The 17,487-nt window shown below is 69.1% G+C and carries 15 protein-coding genes; 12 read left to right on the top strand and 3 right to left on the bottom strand.

The window, feature by feature from the left end; genetic code table 11:
- Positions 1–68: 68 nt before the first annotated feature.
- Positions 69–554: a hypothetical protein gene (locus F8566_RS10085; RefSeq protein ID WP_151559780.1), complete on the bottom strand. Its 486-nt coding sequence runs from the start codon at positions 552–554 to the stop codon at positions 69–71.
- Between the two features lie 540 nt (positions 555–1,094).
- Between F8566_RS10085 and F8566_RS10090 the strand changes: the two genes are divergently transcribed.
- Positions 1,095–1,943: an SDR family oxidoreductase gene (locus tag F8566_RS10090; protein ID WP_151559782.1), complete on the top strand. Its 849-nt coding sequence runs from the start codon at positions 1,095–1,097 to the stop codon at positions 1,941–1,943.
- A 948-nt stretch (positions 1,944–2,891) separates the two neighbouring features.
- Here F8566_RS10090 and F8566_RS51025 read toward each other — a convergent pair.
- Positions 2,892–3,959 carry a matrixin family metalloprotease gene (locus F8566_RS51025; protein WP_225993067.1) on the bottom strand — a complete coding sequence of 356 codons (1,068 nt, stop codon included), beginning with the start codon at positions 3,957–3,959 and terminating at the stop codon, positions 2,892–2,894.
- A gap of 353 nt (positions 3,960–4,312) precedes the next feature.
- Between F8566_RS51025 and F8566_RS51030 the strand changes: the two genes are divergently transcribed.
- From F8566_RS51030 to F8566_RS10125, 5 genes are all read left to right on the top strand, one after another.
- Complete coding sequence (locus F8566_RS51030) at positions 4,313–4,471, top strand: helix-turn-helix domain-containing protein (RefSeq protein WP_264159305.1); 159 nt, start codon at positions 4,313–4,315, stop codon at positions 4,469–4,471.
- 157 nt (positions 4,472–4,628) lie between these two features.
- Positions 4,629–5,276 (top strand): lipase family alpha/beta hydrolase, encoded by a 648-nt coding sequence (locus F8566_RS10110; protein ID WP_225993062.1) that lies wholly within the window; start codon positions 4,629–4,631, stop codon positions 5,274–5,276.
- Positions 5,277–5,668: 392 nt separating this feature from the next.
- A complete protein-coding gene (locus F8566_RS10115) occupies positions 5,669–6,265 on the top strand; it encodes a TetR/AcrR family transcriptional regulator (RefSeq protein ID WP_151559789.1) in 597 nt (198 codons plus the stop codon).
- Between the two features lie 57 nt (positions 6,266–6,322).
- Complete coding sequence (locus F8566_RS10120; RefSeq protein ID WP_151559791.1) at positions 6,323–7,198, top strand: crotonase/enoyl-CoA hydratase family protein; 876 nt, start codon at positions 6,323–6,325, stop codon at positions 7,196–7,198.
- 4 nt (positions 7,199–7,202) lie between these two features.
- Positions 7,203–8,861, top strand: coding sequence for an AMP-binding protein (locus F8566_RS10125; RefSeq protein WP_151559792.1), 1,659 nt, complete (start codon positions 7,203–7,205; stop codon positions 8,859–8,861).
- 157 nt (positions 8,862–9,018) lie between these two features.
- Here the strand turns inward: F8566_RS10125 and F8566_RS10130 are convergent, their stop codons facing one another.
- Positions 9,019–10,005 carry a helix-turn-helix domain-containing protein gene (locus F8566_RS10130; protein ID WP_151559793.1) on the bottom strand — a complete coding sequence of 329 codons (987 nt, stop codon included), beginning with the start codon at positions 10,003–10,005 and terminating at the stop codon, positions 9,019–9,021.
- Positions 10,006–10,106: 101 nt separating this feature from the next.
- Here F8566_RS10130 and F8566_RS10135 point away from each other — a divergent pair, with 101 nt between their 5' ends.
- The 6 genes from F8566_RS10135 to F8566_RS10165 all read left to right on the top strand — a co-directional run bounded on the left by F8566_RS10135 (position 10,107) and on the right by F8566_RS10165 (position 17,484).
- On the top strand, positions 10,107–11,141 hold the full coding sequence (locus tag F8566_RS10135; RefSeq protein WP_318836402.1) for a saccharopine dehydrogenase family protein: 1,035 nt from the start codon (positions 10,107–10,109) through the stop codon (positions 11,139–11,141).
- A gap of 528 nt (positions 11,142–11,669) precedes the next feature.
- A complete protein-coding gene (locus tag F8566_RS10140; protein ID WP_151559795.1) occupies positions 11,670–12,095 on the top strand; it encodes a hypothetical protein in 426 nt (141 codons plus the stop codon).
- Between the two features lie 181 nt (positions 12,096–12,276).
- Positions 12,277–12,513, top strand: coding sequence for a hypothetical protein (locus F8566_RS10145; protein ID WP_151559796.1), 237 nt, complete (start codon positions 12,277–12,279; stop codon positions 12,511–12,513).
- 217 nt (positions 12,514–12,730) lie between these two features.
- The gene (locus F8566_RS10155) at positions 12,731–13,078 is read left to right on the top strand and encodes a tautomerase family protein (RefSeq protein ID WP_151559798.1); all 348 of its coding nucleotides are present in this window, start codon (positions 12,731–12,733) and stop codon (positions 13,076–13,078) included.
- 176 nt (positions 13,079–13,254) lie between these two features.
- A complete protein-coding gene (locus tag F8566_RS10160; protein ID WP_151559800.1) occupies positions 13,255–14,550 on the top strand; it encodes a hydroxyacid-oxoacid transhydrogenase in 1,296 nt (431 codons plus the stop codon).
- A gap of 51 nt (positions 14,551–14,601) precedes the next feature.
- A complete protein-coding gene (locus F8566_RS10165) occupies positions 14,602–17,484 on the top strand; it encodes an FAD-binding and (Fe-S)-binding domain-containing protein (RefSeq protein ID WP_151559802.1) in 2,883 nt (960 codons plus the stop codon).
- The last annotated feature ends 3 nt before the right edge of the window (positions 17,485–17,487 follow it).

The raw sequence follows: 17,487 nt of genomic DNA on the forward strand, positions 1-17,487 counted from the left end.
CCCGCACGTGCCAGGACCGTCAGCGCCTGGATCTGGACGGGTGCAACTTGGCCTCGGTGGCCCGGCGATCAAACGGTGAGCTCGTACTCTTTCTGGTCGTGGGCGTGGTGTTCACGGTGGAGGTGGTAGGCCCAGTATTGATCCAGGTCGCCGTTGCTGGTCACGCCGCGAAGTTTCAAGATTGCCTCGGCTCCGGCCAGGCCCCAGCGGGTGCCGGTGATTTCCAGCGTGTTGCCGACCAGATGCCTGGCTGTGCCCTCGACCGCTCCGGTGGCGATCGGCCAGCCTTTGGCCAGCGCCTGGTCGTAACGCAGGAACTCGCGGTGGCCAGACAGGTAGCGGACGGCGGCCTCCAGCCCGCCGCGCTGGTCGTTGGGAACGGCGGCGGCTCGGGTTCTCGGTGATGACCGGTTGGTGTTGCCGGCCAGCAGGCCCAGCGCCCAGGCGGCCACTTGTCGTTCGGCGTCGGGGTCGTCGGCGGTGTGCAGGCAGCGAGCCCCGCGCCAGCAGTATTCGATCACGTGGATCAGATCACAGACGATGTGGATGGTCACGCTGCAGCGAGTGGCCTCGGTCTGGAGCAGGTGGGTCTGGTGCGGGTCCCCGCCGCATCACCTCGGGTTCCGCTTCGGGCTCCCGCTCGGCCTCGGCCAGCACGGCATCGGCGTCTTCACTGCCCTCCACGGGCTCGGCAATCCAGGTCTGCTCACCCAAGAGTTTCCGTATCGTCCTCTGGTGTCGGCGTACATCCGAATGTGCACTAGTCGGTACCGTCGAACGTGCACCACTCTTCCGGCTCTTGAAGCCGGTGGGTTCCTGCGGTCTGTGGGACCGGGGGACGCCCTCGCAGGCGGCGGCCTTCTGGTGGGCGGCCACGGCGGGAGCGACGACCATCAAGGTCGGCTTAAGTACGTGAGTTGTTACCGATAGGTATCCCCTCGGTTCACTCGCTGCGTCGAGTTGGGTGACCCACTCGTGCACCGCTTCGGATTTCCGGCCAGTCACCCGCACCAGTCATGTGACAGATGCCCAGGTCAAGCGGTTGTCCGTAGCGTCTTGGTCATGAGGGTCGTAACGCGAGTGAGGGGATTGTCATGATTTTGGTTACCGGGGCCACCGGCAAGGTCGGTCGGCAGGTCGTTGTGCAGCTGCGGGAGGCGGGGGTCGAGGTGCGGGCTCTGGTGCGTGACCCGCAGGCGGCCGCGCTGCCTGCGGGGGTGGAGTTGGCGCGTGGCGATCTCACGGATGCGACGTCGGTCCAGCGGGCGGTCGAGGGCGTGGACGCGGTCTTCCTGGTGTGGCCGCTGGTGACCGCGGATGGGGCCTACGACGTGGTCGCGGCGGCGGGCAAGCACGCCCGCAGGATCGTCTATCTGTCGGCGTTCGGCGTCCCTGACGACGATTCGGTCGAGCCGGAGCCGGGGATCCTGGGCTTTCACACCGTCATCGAGCGGGCGATTCGGGGGTCGGGTCTGGAGTGGACGTTGCTGCGCGCCGGCGGGATGGCCGGAAACACGCTGGGGTGGGCCGAGCAGGTCCGCGGCGGGGACGTGGTGCGCGGGGCGCATGCCCGGGCCACCCGTTCGCTGATCCACGAGGCCGACATCGCGGCCATCGCGGTGCGGGCGCTGACCACTGACGAGCTGGTGGGCGCCGCGCCGCACCTGACCGGGCCGCAGGCGCTCACGCAGGCCGAGCAGGTGCATACGATCGGCGACGTGCTGGGCCGGGGGATCGAGTTCGAGGAGCTCGGCGAGGCGGAGGCGGTGGCGGCGTATGAGGCCGAGGGGCTGCCGCCGGAGTTCGCGCGGGGCATCGTGGCGGCGCACGGGGCGATGGTGACCGAGCCGGAGACGGTCTCGCCGGCCGTCGAGCAGATCACCGGGCGGCCGGGGCGGACCTACCGGGAGTGGGTGGCCGACCACGTGGCGGACTTCAGCTGACGGCGGGAAGCACTCAGTCGGCCAGCTCTGCCACCGACTGCCGCCTGTGTCGATGCGGCCCAAGCCCACCCTGTCGATGACATCGATCATGAGTGTCTGGTAGCGCCGGTGCGGGCCAGGGCCTTGTCCATCAACCGCTGTTCCCCGGGTGTGGCCACCGCGTAGCGAGCCCGCTGCATGTACGCGGGCGCGCACCACCGCGTCGTTCGCGGTGAGCCATACGGCGGCCACGCCCGGGACTTGCCGCCATGCGACGCGGACGGGCCAGAGCTCCGAAGCCCTCTAGGACCAAGATGGAGTTACCCTTCGCCGTATGGAACGCCCTGGTCTTCGTCGGCGGGCTGGATGGGGAGTTCGGTGATCTTCTCCACGTGCACGATCTGCGGACAGGGAGCTCCGGCAGTCTCTTGCTGCTCTGGCGGAGCCGGAGCCTGACCGGATGGCTGCGAACGCCTCCGGCCGTCGGAACGGACGGCACCGCCTTCGCGTGGTCTGGAAGCGAACCGCGCTTCCGGCGGCTTTGACGCGTTCGAGATGCGCAGCGGGAAACGCGTGTTCGACCGCCACGGATTTGGAGGCGGGGGCCTGCACCGCGATGATCCCGTCAACGCATGCCGTGCTGGCCGGTGGTCTGGTGTGGCTGCCGGTCGCATGGGGCGAGGCTGTGGCCATCGTGGGGTTGGATCCGCTGGCTTGCGGGGGCCGTCGCGATAGCAGACGGAACGATGTATTTCGGATCTCTGGCCGTTCCCTTTGGACGGCATCTGAGGCGTGATCTATGGGGCCACCAGGAGCGGCACCGTTCTGGCCGTCGATGCCGCGACCGGAGAGCTGCGGTGGATTCTCGACCTTGCCGGCAGGATCCCGTGTACGAGGAGAACGGCCTGGCAACGGAATTCTCTACGTCCGCACGAGCACCGGCGTTGTGGCATTGCGTTGACGGGGCGGCTACGGGCGAGAGCCGTACAGCGCTATCAATCCCCGGTAGTCGCCGAGGCCGAGAGTGGCTGGGCCGTCATCGCAGGGCTTCATCGTCGGCGCCATGGTGAGACTGCTGTGCTTTTTCCCTCGAACGTGCTTAAGGCCCAGTACGTGCAGCATCTCGTGCACGACGGCTGACGTCGCGTTGAAGCTTCCGGCCGGGCAGGCCGACACGGCATTGCTGTCTGCACGATCTGCTCTGGAGGGGACCCACCAATCCTTACCGTGGTTCTGGAGGGCGATGTCGCCTTCGATGATGTTCCGCCAGGTCTGCCAGGTGCACGAGAGGGCCAGGGTGCCCGTCTCAATGTCCGTCATGTTCGCCCAGCCGATGGCGTTCGTTCCGTCACGTTTGGAGCATGCGCCGGCGTTGATATTCGGTGCGGACGTGGTTGTTCCGGCAAACCTTTCACGAATGTTCGGCTGCGGCTCGAAGTGCCTCTTGGTCGTGCAGTCTGTGGACGCCGTCACCGCGCGTGTTACACCGTCCGTGACAACTGATTTCTCATTCGGAACTCCGGTGACATCCGGCCCTTTAGCGAACTTCCACTCAATGGTGCCCCCTTTCTTCCAGGAGCTGAGACCTGCGGAAAATGAGCTGTCGCGGCACGCCCCCTCCGGGACCGAGGAGTTCCAGGGCCTGCCGTTCACATAGCCAAGGCTCTGCTGGTCAATGCTGATCGTCCGCTGGTCGGGTGTGACCCGGACGGTCAGTGCCGAGCCCCCGTTGGCCTGCAACGCGTGCGCCGTCACCGCGACGACATCGCTGCCGCGTGGCGGGACTTCGACCCGTACCCCGTGCTGACCCTGGATGACTCGGCTGCGCAGGTCGCACTCGCCCATGTTCACCGACGAAGGCAGCGATTGTGCGTCAAGTGGCCCGCCTCCTTTGCACCACGAAGGCGCCAGATTGGCGGCCGCGACCGATCCGGCGGCGATACTGGCGACCGGCACCGAGGACAGGAAGCCCAGGCCGACAATTGCGACAAAGCACGTGGCCTGGCGCTGTGACAGCTGCAGTAGGGGTGAGGTCACAAGGTTCCCTTCCTGACATATTTCGCTGGCTGATCGCCCGGAGACGGGCCGGTCTCGGGGTTGTATCCCCCGTCGACTCGAGTGCGGAAGGCATTGATCAGGAAAGGTTTGGCAAGTACCGTTGCGGTGCGGGCAGGCATCAGAAACGGCCGTATGCCCCTCACCAAAGGGTAAGAGTGTAGGAAAAATCGGGAACAGGTACCGCCAAGAATGTGTTTCCGGGCTTTCAGCAGGAGACACAGTGGTGACCGTACAGTTTCCTCCGCGTGAGATCGGGATGACTCATGTCTAGGCCGTGGTATGTCGTCGAACCGCGTCAACGTCGCTCGATCGCCGGTCATCGACGAACCGAAATGTCTCGCCGGCTTAAGCTTGAATATGAAGAAGGCAAGACGATGCGGGAGTTGGCCGCCAAGGAGGGAATCACTGAGGGCATGGTTCGCAGACTGCTCCAGGAAGCGGGAACCCAGATACGTCCGAGAGGCGGCGCTCAGCGTTCAGGCCGGAAATGAGGACGGCGCGAGCGCTGCTCCGTTCCTCCCCGGCGATGAGATCGCGAGCGCCGGGCGGCGCCAAGACAAGCGGCGATCCATGCACCGGCTCATGACCGCCGCACGTCCCACTGTGCTGCTGACCGCCATGCTGGTGATCAGCGGTATCGCGGCTCCCATGGACGGGAGCCAGGCGGCCGCCCACAATCCCGTCCTGGTCGTGGGGGGCATCCGTGCCGAGCAGAAAATGCTGGACAAAATGGTCTCGGGGCTCAAATCGCGAGGTTTCCGCGCCTACTCCGTTCAGCTCGCGGGAAGCCCCAGCGGGTCAGCGGCGCTCACGGCGTCCGCTCGAACCGTGGCCGGCAAGGCGGCGGCGATCCGCAAGAAGACCGGCGCCGACCGGGTCGATGTCGTCGGGCACTCGATGGGCGGGCTGGCGCTACGGCACTACATCAAGGCTCTCGGCGGCCACCGGCACGTCAGCACGTACATCAGCGTGGGAACGCCTCACGCGGGGGACTGGCTGGGCCTGCTCTGTGCGGCCACGGCGCAGGGCTGCCGCGATCTACTGCCGTCGTCGAAATTCCTCAAGCGACTGAACGCTCCGCCACCGATTCCCCCTGGCGTACGGGCCTTCCATCTCTTCAGCGACCAAGGGACCGGAGAGAAGACCTCGTTGCCCACTGCGACAAACCTACGAATTCAAGCGTTCTGTCCTGGCCGCAGAGTCGAACATGCCGCAGAACTAGCTGACGGCGCGGTTCAGGATCTGGTCGTCTCGATTCTTCATGGCGGCCCGCCCGCGACCACCTGTCCCACCTGAAGACCGATCGAACGCCTGCCTTCACGCACGGCGGAGGCCCCAGGATCTGACCAATGGGATTGGGCAGATACCCGGGGCGCTCGGCGGAGCTCCGCATCCGGCCTGTCCTCCACGACTGCGGATGCGGGGCCCCTTCATTTCACCGCGAAAATCGAACTGTTCACCGTATGCTCACGCCATTAACGCCGCACAACCACAAAAGGTGCATGCGCCCGGCTAGGGCACCCACATAGGGTGCCACGGAGCTCGCCATCGTGTCCTCTTACGCGCCGGAACTTCATTGGCCCGGCCCGATATGGGGTTCGCAGCCCAGCCGGCCGATCCCTTCACAGTCAGCTCTGACTGTGAGATGCTGCCGCTCACAGTCAGCACTGACGGTGAAGGGCGTGGGGATGACCAAGCGGGATGCCCAGCGCGAAGCGACGCGGCAACGGCTGGTGGACGCCGCGGTGGAGTCGCTGATCGAGGAGGGGTACGCGGCGAGCACCACGCTGGCGGTGCAGCGCCGCGCCGGGGTGAGCCGTGGGGCGTTGCTGCACCACTTCCCCACCCGGGAGGAGCTGTTCGGTGCCGCGATCGGGCAGCTGGTCGAACGCAACGAGCAGGCCGTACGGCGAGAACTGGCCCAGGCGCCCGCCGACCCGGACCCCGTCGCCCGAGGCCTCCAGGTGCTGCGGAGCGCCTTCGCCAGCCCTTCCTTCGGCGCCGAGCTGGAACTTTGGGCGGCGGCCCGGACGAGCAAGGAGCTGCGCGCGGTCCTGCGCCGTGCGGAAGGCGCCGCCCGGCGCGACCTCTACCGGGTCATCGGCGAGGTGCTCGGCCCTGAGGTGACCGGCTCTCCCGCCTACCCGATGGTCGCGGACCTGACCGTCCAGCTGCTGCGCGGGATGGCCATCTCGGACGTGCTCTACCGCGAGGCCGCCGATCAGGAACCGCTGCTGGAGCAATGGGCGACCGTCACCCGGATGATCCTCGCCGCCCGCCCGTGATCCTCGCGGCCCACCCGTGATCCCGCGGCACAGACGACCCCCAGGAGGGATGCAGTGATGAACGACGTACCGCCGGAGACCGTGCTCTATGAGGTCAGAGACCGCAAGGCCTACCTCACCCTGAACAGGCCCGAGCGGCTGAACGCGATCAACCACCGGCTGGCACGCGAACTGCCGCAGGCCGTCGAGCGGGCCAATGAGGATCCGAACGTCCATGTGATCGTGCTGCAGGGCGCCGGGCGGGCCTTCTGCTCGGGATACGACCTCAAGGAGTACGCGGAGGCGGGCGTCGACACCCAGGGCCCGGTGTGGGATCCGATCAAGGACTACCGCATGATGAAGCGCAACACCGACGACTACTTCTCGCTCTGGCGTTCGCTGAAGCCGACGATCGCCAAGGTGCACGGCCACGCGGTCGCCGGCGGCAGCGACATCGCCCTCTCCTGCGATCAGGTGATCATGGCGGACGACGCGCGGATCGGGTACATGCCGTCGCGGGTGTGGGGCTGCCCGACGACGGCGATGTGGGTCTACCGCCTCGGTGCCGAACGAGCCAAGCGGATGTTGTTCACCGGCGACACCATCGACGGGCGCCAGGCCGCCGACTGGGGACTGGTCCTGGAGTCGGTCCCGGCGGACGAGCTCGACGCCGCCGTGGAGACCCTGGCCGACCGGATCGCCGGGGTGCCGATCAACCAGCTCGTCATGCAGAAGCTGATGATCAACCAGGCGTACGACAACATGGGCCTGCAGGGCACCCAGGTCCTGGCCACCCTGTTCGACGGCATCACCCGGCATTCACCCGAGGGCCGCTGGTTCCAGGGGTTCGCCGCCGAGCACGGCTTCCACGAAGCCGTCAAATGGCGCGACTCGGGCCGCTGGATCCCCGAGGGCGGCGGCCCCATCCCCACCAAGAACGACCTGGAGCACTGAGGCCATGGCCCCCCGTCTCGCCCGTTCACACTGGCCTGCCGACACGTCCCACCCCGTTCTGGAGCTCACCCCCGGCGACGTCCTGCGCCAGGCGACCGCCGCCGCACCCGGCCGGATCGCGCTGGCCGAAGCTGCCACACCCGGCAATCTCCCACCCGGCAACCTTCCGCCCGGCAACGCCTCACCCAACAACGGCAGTACCGGTCGCACATGGACCTACAGCGAGCTGCTGGCCGACGCCCATCGGGCCGCGACCTGGTTGAACGAGCGGTTCGCGCCAGGGGAGCGCGTCGCGGTCTGGGCACCCAACATCCCTGAATGGGTGATCCTTCAGTACGGCGCGGCCATGGCAGGTCTGGTCCTGGTCACAGCCAACCCGGCGCTGCGCGAGACCGAACTGGAGTACGTGCTCACCCAGTCCCGTTCGGTCGGCATCGCCTACATCGACGCGTTCCGCGGCACCGACATGGCGGCGATCGTCGACCGCGTGCGGCCCCGGCGTCCCGAACTCCGCGAGGCCATCCATCTGGCCGGCTGGCATGCCGAGCTCACCAAGACCCAGCCGGGCCCGCTGCCGGCGGTCCAAGCCGGAGACCCCGCCCAGATCCAGTACACCTCCGGCACCACCGGATTCCCCAAGGGCGCGCTGCTGCACCATCGGGGGCTGGTGACGAACGCGTCCCTGGTCGCGGCCAGGGCGGGCTTTCCCGAAGGCGGTGTCTGGGCGACCGCGCTCCCGCTGTTCCACACCGCTGGCTGCGGTCTCTCAGTGCTGGGCGCCGCGGTGAGCCGGGGCACCCTCGTACTCGCACAGTCGTTCCAGCCTGACCTGGTGCTGCAGGCGATCCAGGACTGGCGGGCCGACCTGTATGCCGGCGTACCGGCGATGCTTGCCGGGCTGCTGGCTCACCCCGGCTTCGACACCTACGACCTGAGCTCTTGCGCCACGGTCATGTCAGGCGGCGACACCGTACCCGCGCCCCTGGTCCAGGAGGTCGAACGGCGCTTCGGAGCCCGCTTCTCAACCGTGTACGGCCAAACCGAACTGAGCCCCATCATCGCCCAGACCAGCCCGGACGACACCGCACAGGACAAGTGCACCACCACCGGCCGCCCGCTGCCGCAGGTCGAGGTGAAGGTCGCCGACCCGGTCACCGGGGCGGTGCTGCCGGTGGGCGAGACCGGCGAGATCCTGGCCCGCGGGTACCAGGTCATGGTCGGCTATTTCGACGCACCCGAGGCGACCGCCGCCACCGTCACCCCCGACGGCTGGCTGCACACCGGCGACCTCGCGACCATGGACGAACGCGGCTACCTGACCATCACCGGCCGCCTGAAAGACATGATCATCCGAGGTGGGGAGAACATCTATCCCCGCGAGATCGAGGCGGCCCTGTCCGACCACCCCGCCGTCGCCGCCGCGCTCGTCCTCGGCGTACCCGACAGCGACTGGGGCGAACAGGTCGCCGCCATCATCAAACCCGCCGATCCGGCCCGGCCGCCCACGGCCAGCCAGCTGCACGACCACGTCCGCAGCCGTCTCGCCCCGCACAAGACCCCTCGGCACTGGTACCTCGCCCAGCAGTTCCCGGTCAACGCCATGGGCAAGATCCAGAAGTTCGCCCTCCGCGACCGCCTGGCCGACCTCACCCCCCTCGCCTAACCCGGTCGTGACCACGCCGATCTCCCGACGACGCCGGCCTGTGCCGGATGTCTCGCAGTAGCTGCGTGGCTTGTAGTGATCGCGTGACGCGTAACAGCCGCGTCGCTCTAGCGATCAAACAACCTCGGTCCTTTACTTTGTAGATTCGTTAGTTCGCTTACGCCCGGCTTGCGGCTGGCCGTTTGCTGATCGTCGAAGAATCGGCGTGCGAGGTGCGGAAGGTGCGGCGGTAGGTGTCGGGTGGCACGCCGACCGTGCGGTTGAAGTGCCGGCGCAGCGTCGTGCCGGTGCCCATGCCGGTGGCCGCCGCGATCGCCTCGACACTGTCGTCGGTCATCTCCAGCAGTTCCTGGGCGCGGCGGATGCGCTGGGTCAGCAGCCATTGCAGCGGGGTCGTGCCGGTCACCGACCTGAAGTGGCGGCCCAGGTTGCGCGAGCTCATGGCCGCCTGGCGGGCCAGGTCCTCCACGGTCAGCGGATGGTCCAGCCGTTCGATCGCCCATGGGAACAGCTCCGCGAGCGGATTGTTCTCTTGCGCGGGCACCGGCGAGGTGACGAACTGGGCCTGGCCACCGGCCCGGTGCGGCGGTACGACCAGGCGGCGCGCGACCGCGTTCGCGACCGCCGAACCGTGGTCGAGGCGGACGAGGTGCAGGCACAGGTCCAGCGCGGCGGCCTTGCCGGCCGAGGTGAGGACACTGCCGTTGTCCACGTAGAGCACGTCCGGATCGACTTCCACGCGGGGATAGCGTTCGGCCAGCACATCGGTGTGCGCCCAGTGCGTGGTCGCGCACAGCCCGTCGAGTAGACCTGCGGCGGCCAGTACGAATGCGCCCGTGCAGAGGGCCGCCACGCGTGCACCCGCCTGATGGGCCGCGCGCAACGCGTCGATGAGGTCACCGGGCGGGTCCGCGTCGACATCGGCCCACGCCGGCACGATCACGGTGTCGGCGTTCGACAGCCGGTCGAGCCCGTGGTCGGGTTCCAGCCGGAACCTGCCGGCCTGTATGGCGCCCGGCCCGCAGCCGATGAGGCGGTACCAGGGGACGGTCACGCCGTCCGGGGCGGTGCCGAAGACCTCGAAGGCCACCGACAGTTCGAAGTGCAGCATCCCGTCGGTGACGGCGACCGCGACAGTATCCATGTCCGGAATTGTACGACGCATGGCGTTCCAGACACTCGTGCGGGGCCGGCTGCCGCCGCCATGATCTCTTCAGCGGATCAAACCGAGCACAACGGGAGACAATGATGGGATCGGGTCAGGCAGTCGCGGTCTTCGGCGCGTACGGGCACACCGGGCGCTTCGTGGTGGCGGAGCTGCAGGATCGCGGGTTCGTCCCGGTCCTGGCCGGCCGCGACGCCGGGAAGCTGGAAGAGCTGGCGGAGTCCTTTCCGGGGCTCGACGTCCGGCCCGCGTCGGCCGACGATCCGGCGTCGCTCGACCGCGCGCTGGCCGGCACGGCGGCGGTGATCAACACCGCCGGGCCCTTCGCCGCGACCGCCGCCCCGGTGATCGAGGCGGCCCTGCGCGCCGGCATCCCGTACGTGGACGTGGCGGCCGAGATCGAGGCCAACGCCGACACGTTCGCGCACTTCGCGGACCGCGCCCGCGCCGAAGGGGCCGTGGTCGTCCCCGCGATGGCGTTCTTCGGCGGTCTCGGCGACCTGCTGGCCACCGCCGCGATGGGAGACTGGACGGCCGCCGACGAGACGCACGTCGCGTACGCGCTGAGCAGCTGGCTGCCCACCGCAGGGACGCGCGCCTCGGGCACGGTCTCCCGGGAACGGCGGGACGGCCGGCGGGTTCGCTTCACCAACGGAAAGCTGGACTATCACGAGGACGCTCTCCCGTCCCTGAAGTGGACGTTCCCCGAGCCGGTGGGCGTGCGGTCCGTGATCGGAGAGTTCAGCATGGCCGACGTCGTCACGATCCCCAGCCACCTGGCGGTGCCCGAGGTGCGCTCGTACATGACGGTCGAGGCGGTCGAGGACCTGTCGGCCCCCGACACGCCGGCGCCGGCGGCGGCCGACGAGCGCGGGCGCTCCGACCAGACGTTCCTCATCGACGTCGTGGTGCGTTCCGGCGACGCGGAACGGCGCGCCACGGCGAGCGGCCAGGACATCTACGCCATCACCGCACCGCTCGCGGTGGAGGCCGTCCACCGCATCCTCACCGGTCAGACCAGGACGACCGGGGTCGCCTCCGCTGGGGAGATCTTCGACGCGGCCGACTTCCTCCGCGCGCTGTCCGCTCACCTCTCGTTCGAACTGCGCCAGTAACCGCCGTCGAAGATCGCGGCCTCGGCTCCGTCCTGCTGGACGGAGCCGAGGCCGTGTTTTGAACGTCAGGCACACCTGTCGCCGTCAGCCTCGGACGCATCCTCGGGCCGAACGCAGAGGGAGGTGCGAGTCGATCAGGCGGCGGGGGAGCGGTGGGCAGCCTGCCGCCAAGACGCAGGATCCCTTTCTTGATGTTCCCGTGACTGGCCGGTGGGAGCGGCTATGCCGGCACTGTTGCAGGATTCGTGGTGTCTCTCTGGTGAGAAGCGTCTCCTCGGTACCCCGTCTGTTGGATCTACTGCTGGTGAGTGCAAGACATGGACGGGGTGCCGTGTGGGCGGGCCCCGGCCATGCCTTGCCGCGGGCCCGCCCAGGTCGACGCCGCGCACACCATGAGCTTCGGTGCTCGCTCAGGCCGGCGGCAGCGTCGCATCGCGCATGCCCGCCCTCTTCCGTACTGATTTGGATCACTCTTCAAGGCGCCCGTAGCTCCTAACATTACGGAGTGTGAGGGTGTAACTTCGATGTGTGTTTCCCGCGTCAAACCCGGCCGACGTCGTCCACGAAGGCTGCGAGGCGGCTGAGCTCGCCGCGACGGCCAGCGAGATACTGAACGTGCTGGATCACCCGCCGCTTGGCGCCAGTCCCGCGCTGCTGGCGCTCCGCTGGCAGCGTGCAGCGCACAGCTGCCGGGAGCTGGCCAACCGGGAGATATTGCGCGACACCGGCACTGACACCGCAGCGGCCGAACGCCGCCGCCAGCTCGCCGAGATCGCGGTTCGGCTCGCCGTCAACGCCGAGTGGGCCGCTGTCGTCTGCCGCACCCACACCGCGCCCCTGGACGGACTCGACGCCAATGCGGCCAAGGCCTGGACGGCAGCCCACGGGGTTCTGCACCACACCGTGACCGGCGTTCTGTCCCTGTTGCCCAACCTGCACTACACCGAGTCCTAGAGCGTCCCCGTAGTCCTAGAAGAGCGTCCCCGCTGTCCTAGAAGAGCGTCCTCGCACACCGGTTTGCGCCAATACGTCCTACGTGACCTTGGCCAACGAGGGTGGCCGAGCCAATGGCGTTAACGCTTGGAGTCAGGGGGTAGGGCAGCGGCAAGCCAGGCTCAATCGGAAAGGAAGAGCAATGGATCCGGCACGTCAGGAGACCGGTGAAATCACCGGAACCAAGGACAAGGACTACAACCTGATCTGGTTCGTCGAGCAGTGCCTGAGCAACGTGGTGCGGCTGGAGACCTACATCTCCGACGCCGACCGAGCCGGCGACACCGAACTGGCCGGCTTCTTCCGCCGCGCCCAGGGCGAGAGCCGGAAGGGCGCCGAGCAGGGCAAGGAGCTCCTGCGGAAGCGACTGACCAGCTGACCGACCCCCTCGCCTCGACCTGAGCCAGGCGACTTCCGGCGCCGTAGGACCCGTCGTGCATCTGGGCAGAGGAGATGGGGCGGCCGCGTTACGACTCCTCGGGTGCGAGGCCGCTGCGCCGGGCGAGCACTTTGGTCCCCGGTCCATAGGCGGCGCCTGGACCGGGCAGCGCCGTCACGTCGGAGGCGGCGACCGGTTCCCCGCACCGTCGGAGGTGATGGTCGCCGAGGGTGCCCCCGACACCGAGGCGGCCAGGTCCATCTCGTGGCTGGTGGTCAACGAGATCGATGCCTGGTTCGTGGGCGGCCGGCAGCTGCCCGCCGGGGAGAAGCCGAAATACGTGGTGCGGGTGGGGGTCCCGGCCGGTTCGATGAACGACGACAAACGCCATGACATCGTGCGGCGCGTCACGCGGGTGCTCGCGGACGCCGACACGGATCCGGAACGGCTCACCCAGGCCAACGCCGCGTGGGTGCACATCAACGAGATTCCGGAGGGCAACTGGGGAGCAGGCGGGGAGATCGTGCGCATCGAGGACATCGCGGCCTTCGTGACCAGCGGTTAGCCTCGAAGTCTCGTGAGATCGGCTGGGTCGCGTGACGACCCGGCCGATTGTTGTTTCAGCGGCTGGTCAGCCTGGCCGATGCGGTCGATCTCGGCGAAGTTCCAGGCTGTGGACGGGTTGCATGTTATATGCAACACTCGCCGAGAACGCGGTCGGACTCCTGAAAGGCGGCGACGATGACCTCGAACCACCCCCAGCCCGGTCAGTCCGAGACTGTCTTCACCTACGGTTCACCCGCGTTGAAGTTCGGGGTCGGAGCCTGCGACGAGATCGGTTTCGATCTGTCGCGGCTCGGCGTGCACCGCGTCCTGGTGGTGACCGATGCCGGGATCGCCGCCACCGGGCATCCCCAGCGGATCGCCGAGCAGATGGCCAAGTACGGCATCGAGGCGCACGTCTTCGACGGCGTCCATGTCGAGCCCACCGACGACAGCCTGAACGAGGCGGTCGAGCACGCCCGCGAATCCGGCCCATGGGACGCGTTCGTCGCGGTCGGCGGCGGGTCCAGCATCGACACCGCCAAGGCCGTCAACCTGCTCACCACCAACCCCGGCGGCCTGATGGACTACATCAACGCCCCGGTGGGAGCCGCCAAGCCGCCGTCCCATCCGCTCAAGCCGCTGGTGGCCGTGCCGACCACCACCGGCACGGGCGCGGAGAGCACCACCATCTGCGTCCTGGACGTGCTCGCGCTGAAGGTCAAGACCGGGATCAGCCACGCCTGGCTGCGCCCGACCATGGCCGTGGTCGACCCGGCGCTGACGATCACCCAGCCGCCCGAGGTGACCGCGTCGGCGGGCATGGACATCCTGTCGCACGCGCTGGAGAGCTACACGGCACGGCCGTACACCTCCTACGAGCGCAAGGCGCCGGAGCAACGGGTGCCCTACTGCGGAGCCAACCCGATCTCGGACATGTGGTCGGAGCAGGGCCTGCGGCTGCTGGCCCGCTCGTTCCGTACCGCCGTCCGAAACCCGGACGACCTCCAGGCCCGCACCGACATGGCACTGGCCGCCACCATGGCGGGGCTGGGTTTCGGCAACGCGGGCGTGCACATCCCGCACGCCAACGGCTATCCCATCGCGGGCCGCGTCAGGGACTACCACCCGCCTGGTTACCCCGAGGGCGAGCCGATGGTGCCGCATGGCATGTCGGTGTCGCTGACCGCGCCGGAGGCGTTCCGGTTCACCTTCACCGCCCATCCCGAACGGCACGTGCGGGCCGCCGAGCTGCTCGCCCCCCACCTCGACCGGCCGGATGCCGCTGAGGAGCACCTACCTGCGGCGCTCATGGACCTGATGCGCGACATCGGCATCCCGAACGGAGTCGGCGGCGTCGGCTACCTGGAATCGGACGTGCCCGACCTGGTGAACGGCACGATGAAGCAGCAGCGGCTGCTGACGACCTCGCCCCGGCCGGTGACCGAGGACGACATCGCGCAGATCTTCACCCGTTCGCTGTCGTTGTGGTGAGGCGTCCATGGCAGTCCGGCGGCGGCACGTGATCTTGCTGACGGAGAGCCGATGACCGTTCCCGACGAGATCCTGCGAGCGCTGCGCAAGGCGGGCTTGGCCGATGCGGACATCTCCAGCCGCCGCCGCGCCGAGTACTCCAGCGACGCCTCGCTTTACCGGGTGCTGCCCAGTGTCGTGGCGTTCCCCCGTTCGGCCGACGAGGTGGCGGCGGCGCTGGAGGTGTGCCGGTCGCTGGGTGTCGCGCTGACGGCGCGCGGCGCGGGGACCTCGATCGCCGGGAACGCCGTGGGCGAGGGCGTGGTGCTGGACTTCTCCCGGCACCTGGGCCAGATCCGGGGTATCGACCCCGGGTCTGGAACCGCCGAGGTGGAGCCCGGTGTCGTGCTGGACGGCCTGCAGCGGGCGGCGGCTCCCCACGGGCTGCGGTTCGGCCCCGACCCGTCCACCCACAGCCGGTGCACGATCGGCGGGATGATCGGCAACAACGCGTGCGGTTCGCGCGCGCTGGGCTTCGGCCGTACGAGCGACAACGTCGTCGAGCTCGACGTGCTGGCCGGGACGGGCGAGCGCCTGGCCGCGCGGCGCGGTGCCGACGTGGGTTCCTCGGCTGCGCTCACCGCGCTGGACGGGGTCGTCCGGGCCGACCTGGCCACGATCCGCACCGAGCTGGGGCGGTTCGGACGGCAGATCTCGGGCTACTCGCTGGAACACCTGCTGCCCGAGCGTGGTTTCGATCCCGCCCGGGCATTGGTGGGCACCGAGGGCACTCTGGGCCTGCTGCTGGGCGCCACCGTGAAGCTGGTGCCCATACCGGCCGACCCGGTGCTGGTGGTGCTGGGCTATCCCGACATGGCCTCGGCGGCGGACGCGGTACCGCACGTTCTGCCCCACCGGCCGATCGCCGCAGAAGGACTGGACGCGCGCATCGTGGACGTCGTACGCCGGCTGCGCCGCAACGCCCCCGTCCCCGACCTGCCCCGGGGAGGCGGCTGGCTGTTGGTGGAGCTGCCGGGCGGGGACCAGGGCGTGGACCCGGCCGCGCTGGCGTCCGACGCCGACGCCATCGATCACCGGGTCGTCGCCGATCCGGCGGAGGCGGCCGCGCTGTGGCGGATCCGCGAGGACGGCGCGGGCCTGGCGGCCAGGCCCCACGACGGGCGCATGTCGTACGCCGGCTGGGAGGACGCCGCCGTGCCGCCCGAACGGCTCGGCGCCTACCTGCGCGACTTCGAGGCGTTGCTGGCCGAACGGGGCCTGGCCGGGACGCCGTACGGGCACTTCGGCGACGGCTGCGTGCACGTCCGCATCGACTTTCCCCTCGACCGGCAGGGCGGTACGCGAGTCTTCCGTGAATTCCTCACCGACGCGGCCAGGCTGGTGGCGTCGCACGGCGGCTCGATGTCCGGGGAGCACGGCGACGGGCGGGCCCGCGGCGAGCTGCTGCCGATCATGTACTCCTCGGCGGCGTTGCGGCTCTTCGAGCGGGTCAAGGCGGTGTTCGACCCCGATGACGTGCTCAACCCCGGGGTGATCGTACGGCCGCGGCCGGTGGACGCCGACCTGCGGGTGCCTGCCGCCACCCTGCGCGTCGCTGATGGCAACCTTCGGGGGCCTGCTGCCAACCTGCGGGGCTCTGCTGCCAACCTACGGGGGCCGGCCACCGCTTCGGGGCGGCGCGGCCTGGCGTTCGCCTACGGCGACGACGCGGGCGACTTCACAGCCGCCGTCCACCGGTGCACCGGGGTCGGCAAATGCCGCGCGGACCTGACCGGGGCCGGCGGCGTCATGTGCCCGTCCTACCTGGCCACCAAGGACGAGAAGGACTCCACCCGTGGGCGCGCCCGCGTTCTCCAGGAGATGGCCAACGGCGAGCTGGTGCGCGGCTGGCGATCCCCGGAGGTGCACGACGCGCTGGATCTGTGCCTGGCCTGCAAGGGCTGCTCGTCCGACTGCCCGACCGGCGTCGACATGGCCGCCTACAAGGCGGAGGTCCTCTACCAGTCCTACCGGCACCGGCTGCGGCCGATGTCGCACTATGTGCTGGGCGGCCTTCCCCGGTGGGTACGGCTGGCCGCGCGGGCGCCGCGCCTCACAAACCGGATGATGTACGGCCCGCTGGCCGGACCTGGCAAACGCCTGGCCGGGGTGGACCACCGACGCGATTTCCCACGCGTGGCGTCCCAGACGTTCCGCCGCTGGTTCCGCGACCACCCCGTGGCGCCCGGCGACCCGGTGCTGCTGTGGATCGACACCTTCACCGACCACTTCAGCCCCCAGGTCGCCATCGCGGCGGTGCGAGTTCTTGAGGACGCCGGATTCTCGATACGGATCCCCCAGCGGGGGCTGTGCTGCGGGCTCACCTACATCTCCACCGGCAGGCTCGGCACGGCCCGCAAGCTGCTGCGCCGCTCGGTGAACGCCCTGGCGCCGCACGCCGAGGCCGGTACACCGATCGTCGGCCTGGAACCCTCCTGCATCGCGGTGTTCCGTTCCGACGCCCGCGAACTGCTGAACGTCCCGTCGGACGCCCCGTCCCTGCCGGACGTCTACACCCTCGCGGAGCTGCTCTCAGAGCGGCCCGGCTGGACGCCGCCGCCGCTGGACGGGGTGACCGCCGTCGCCCAGCCTCACTGCCACCACCACGCCGTCATGGGCTGGGACGCCGACCGTGCCCTGCTGGAAAGCGCCGGCGCGTCGGTCCAGCCGGTCGGCGGCTGCTGCGGACTCGCCGGAAACTTCGGCGCCGAAAAGGGCCACTACGACGTCAGCGTGGCGGTGGCCGAGACCGCCCTGCTGCCCGCCGTCCGGGCTGCCGATGCCGACGCCACCGTCCTGGCCGACGGGTTCTCCTGCCGCACCCAGCTGGCGGCCCTGGCCGGCCGGGACGGCCTTCACCTGGCCGAACTCCTGGCCGAGCCCTTGAGGCGATGATCT

The sequence above is a fragment of the Actinomadura rudentiformis genome, assembly GCF_008923185.1.
GTDB lineage: Bacteria > Actinomycetota > Actinomycetes > Streptosporangiales > Streptosporangiaceae > Spirillospora > Spirillospora rudentiformis.

Coding starts and splice junctions, on each gene's coding strand:
- F8566_RS10125 (WP_151559792.1), top strand. CDS start 7,203: ATGGCCCCCCGTCTCGCCCGTTCACACTGGCCTGCCGACACGTCCCAC.
- F8566_RS10120 (WP_151559791.1), top strand. CDS start 6,323: ATGAACGACGTACCGCCGGAGACCGTGCTCTATGAGGTCAGAGACCGC.
- F8566_RS10130 (WP_151559793.1), bottom strand. CDS start 10,005: ATGGATACTGTCGCGGTCGCCGTCACCGACGGGATGCTGCACTTCGAA.
- F8566_RS10090 (WP_151559782.1), top strand. CDS start 1,095: ATGATTTTGGTTACCGGGGCCACCGGCAAGGTCGGTCGGCAGGTCGTT.
- F8566_RS10155 (WP_151559798.1), top strand. CDS start 12,731: ATGGTCGCCGAGGGTGCCCCCGACACCGAGGCGGCCAGGTCCATCTCG.
- F8566_RS10145 (WP_151559796.1), top strand. CDS start 12,277: ATGGATCCGGCACGTCAGGAGACCGGTGAAATCACCGGAACCAAGGAC.
- F8566_RS51030 (WP_264159305.1), top strand. CDS start 4,313: ATGTCTCGCCGGCTTAAGCTTGAATATGAAGAAGGCAAGACGATGCGG.
- F8566_RS10165 (WP_151559802.1), top strand. CDS start 14,602: ATGACCGTTCCCGACGAGATCCTGCGAGCGCTGCGCAAGGCGGGCTTG.
- F8566_RS10110 (WP_225993062.1), top strand. CDS start 4,629: ATGGACGGGAGCCAGGCGGCCGCCCACAATCCCGTCCTGGTCGTGGGG.
- F8566_RS10115 (WP_151559789.1), top strand. CDS start 5,669: ATGACCAAGCGGGATGCCCAGCGCGAAGCGACGCGGCAACGGCTGGTG.
- F8566_RS10160 (WP_151559800.1), top strand. CDS start 13,255: ATGACCTCGAACCACCCCCAGCCCGGTCAGTCCGAGACTGTCTTCACC.
- F8566_RS10135 (WP_318836402.1), top strand. CDS start 10,107: ATGATGGGATCGGGTCAGGCAGTCGCGGTCTTCGGCGCGTACGGGCAC.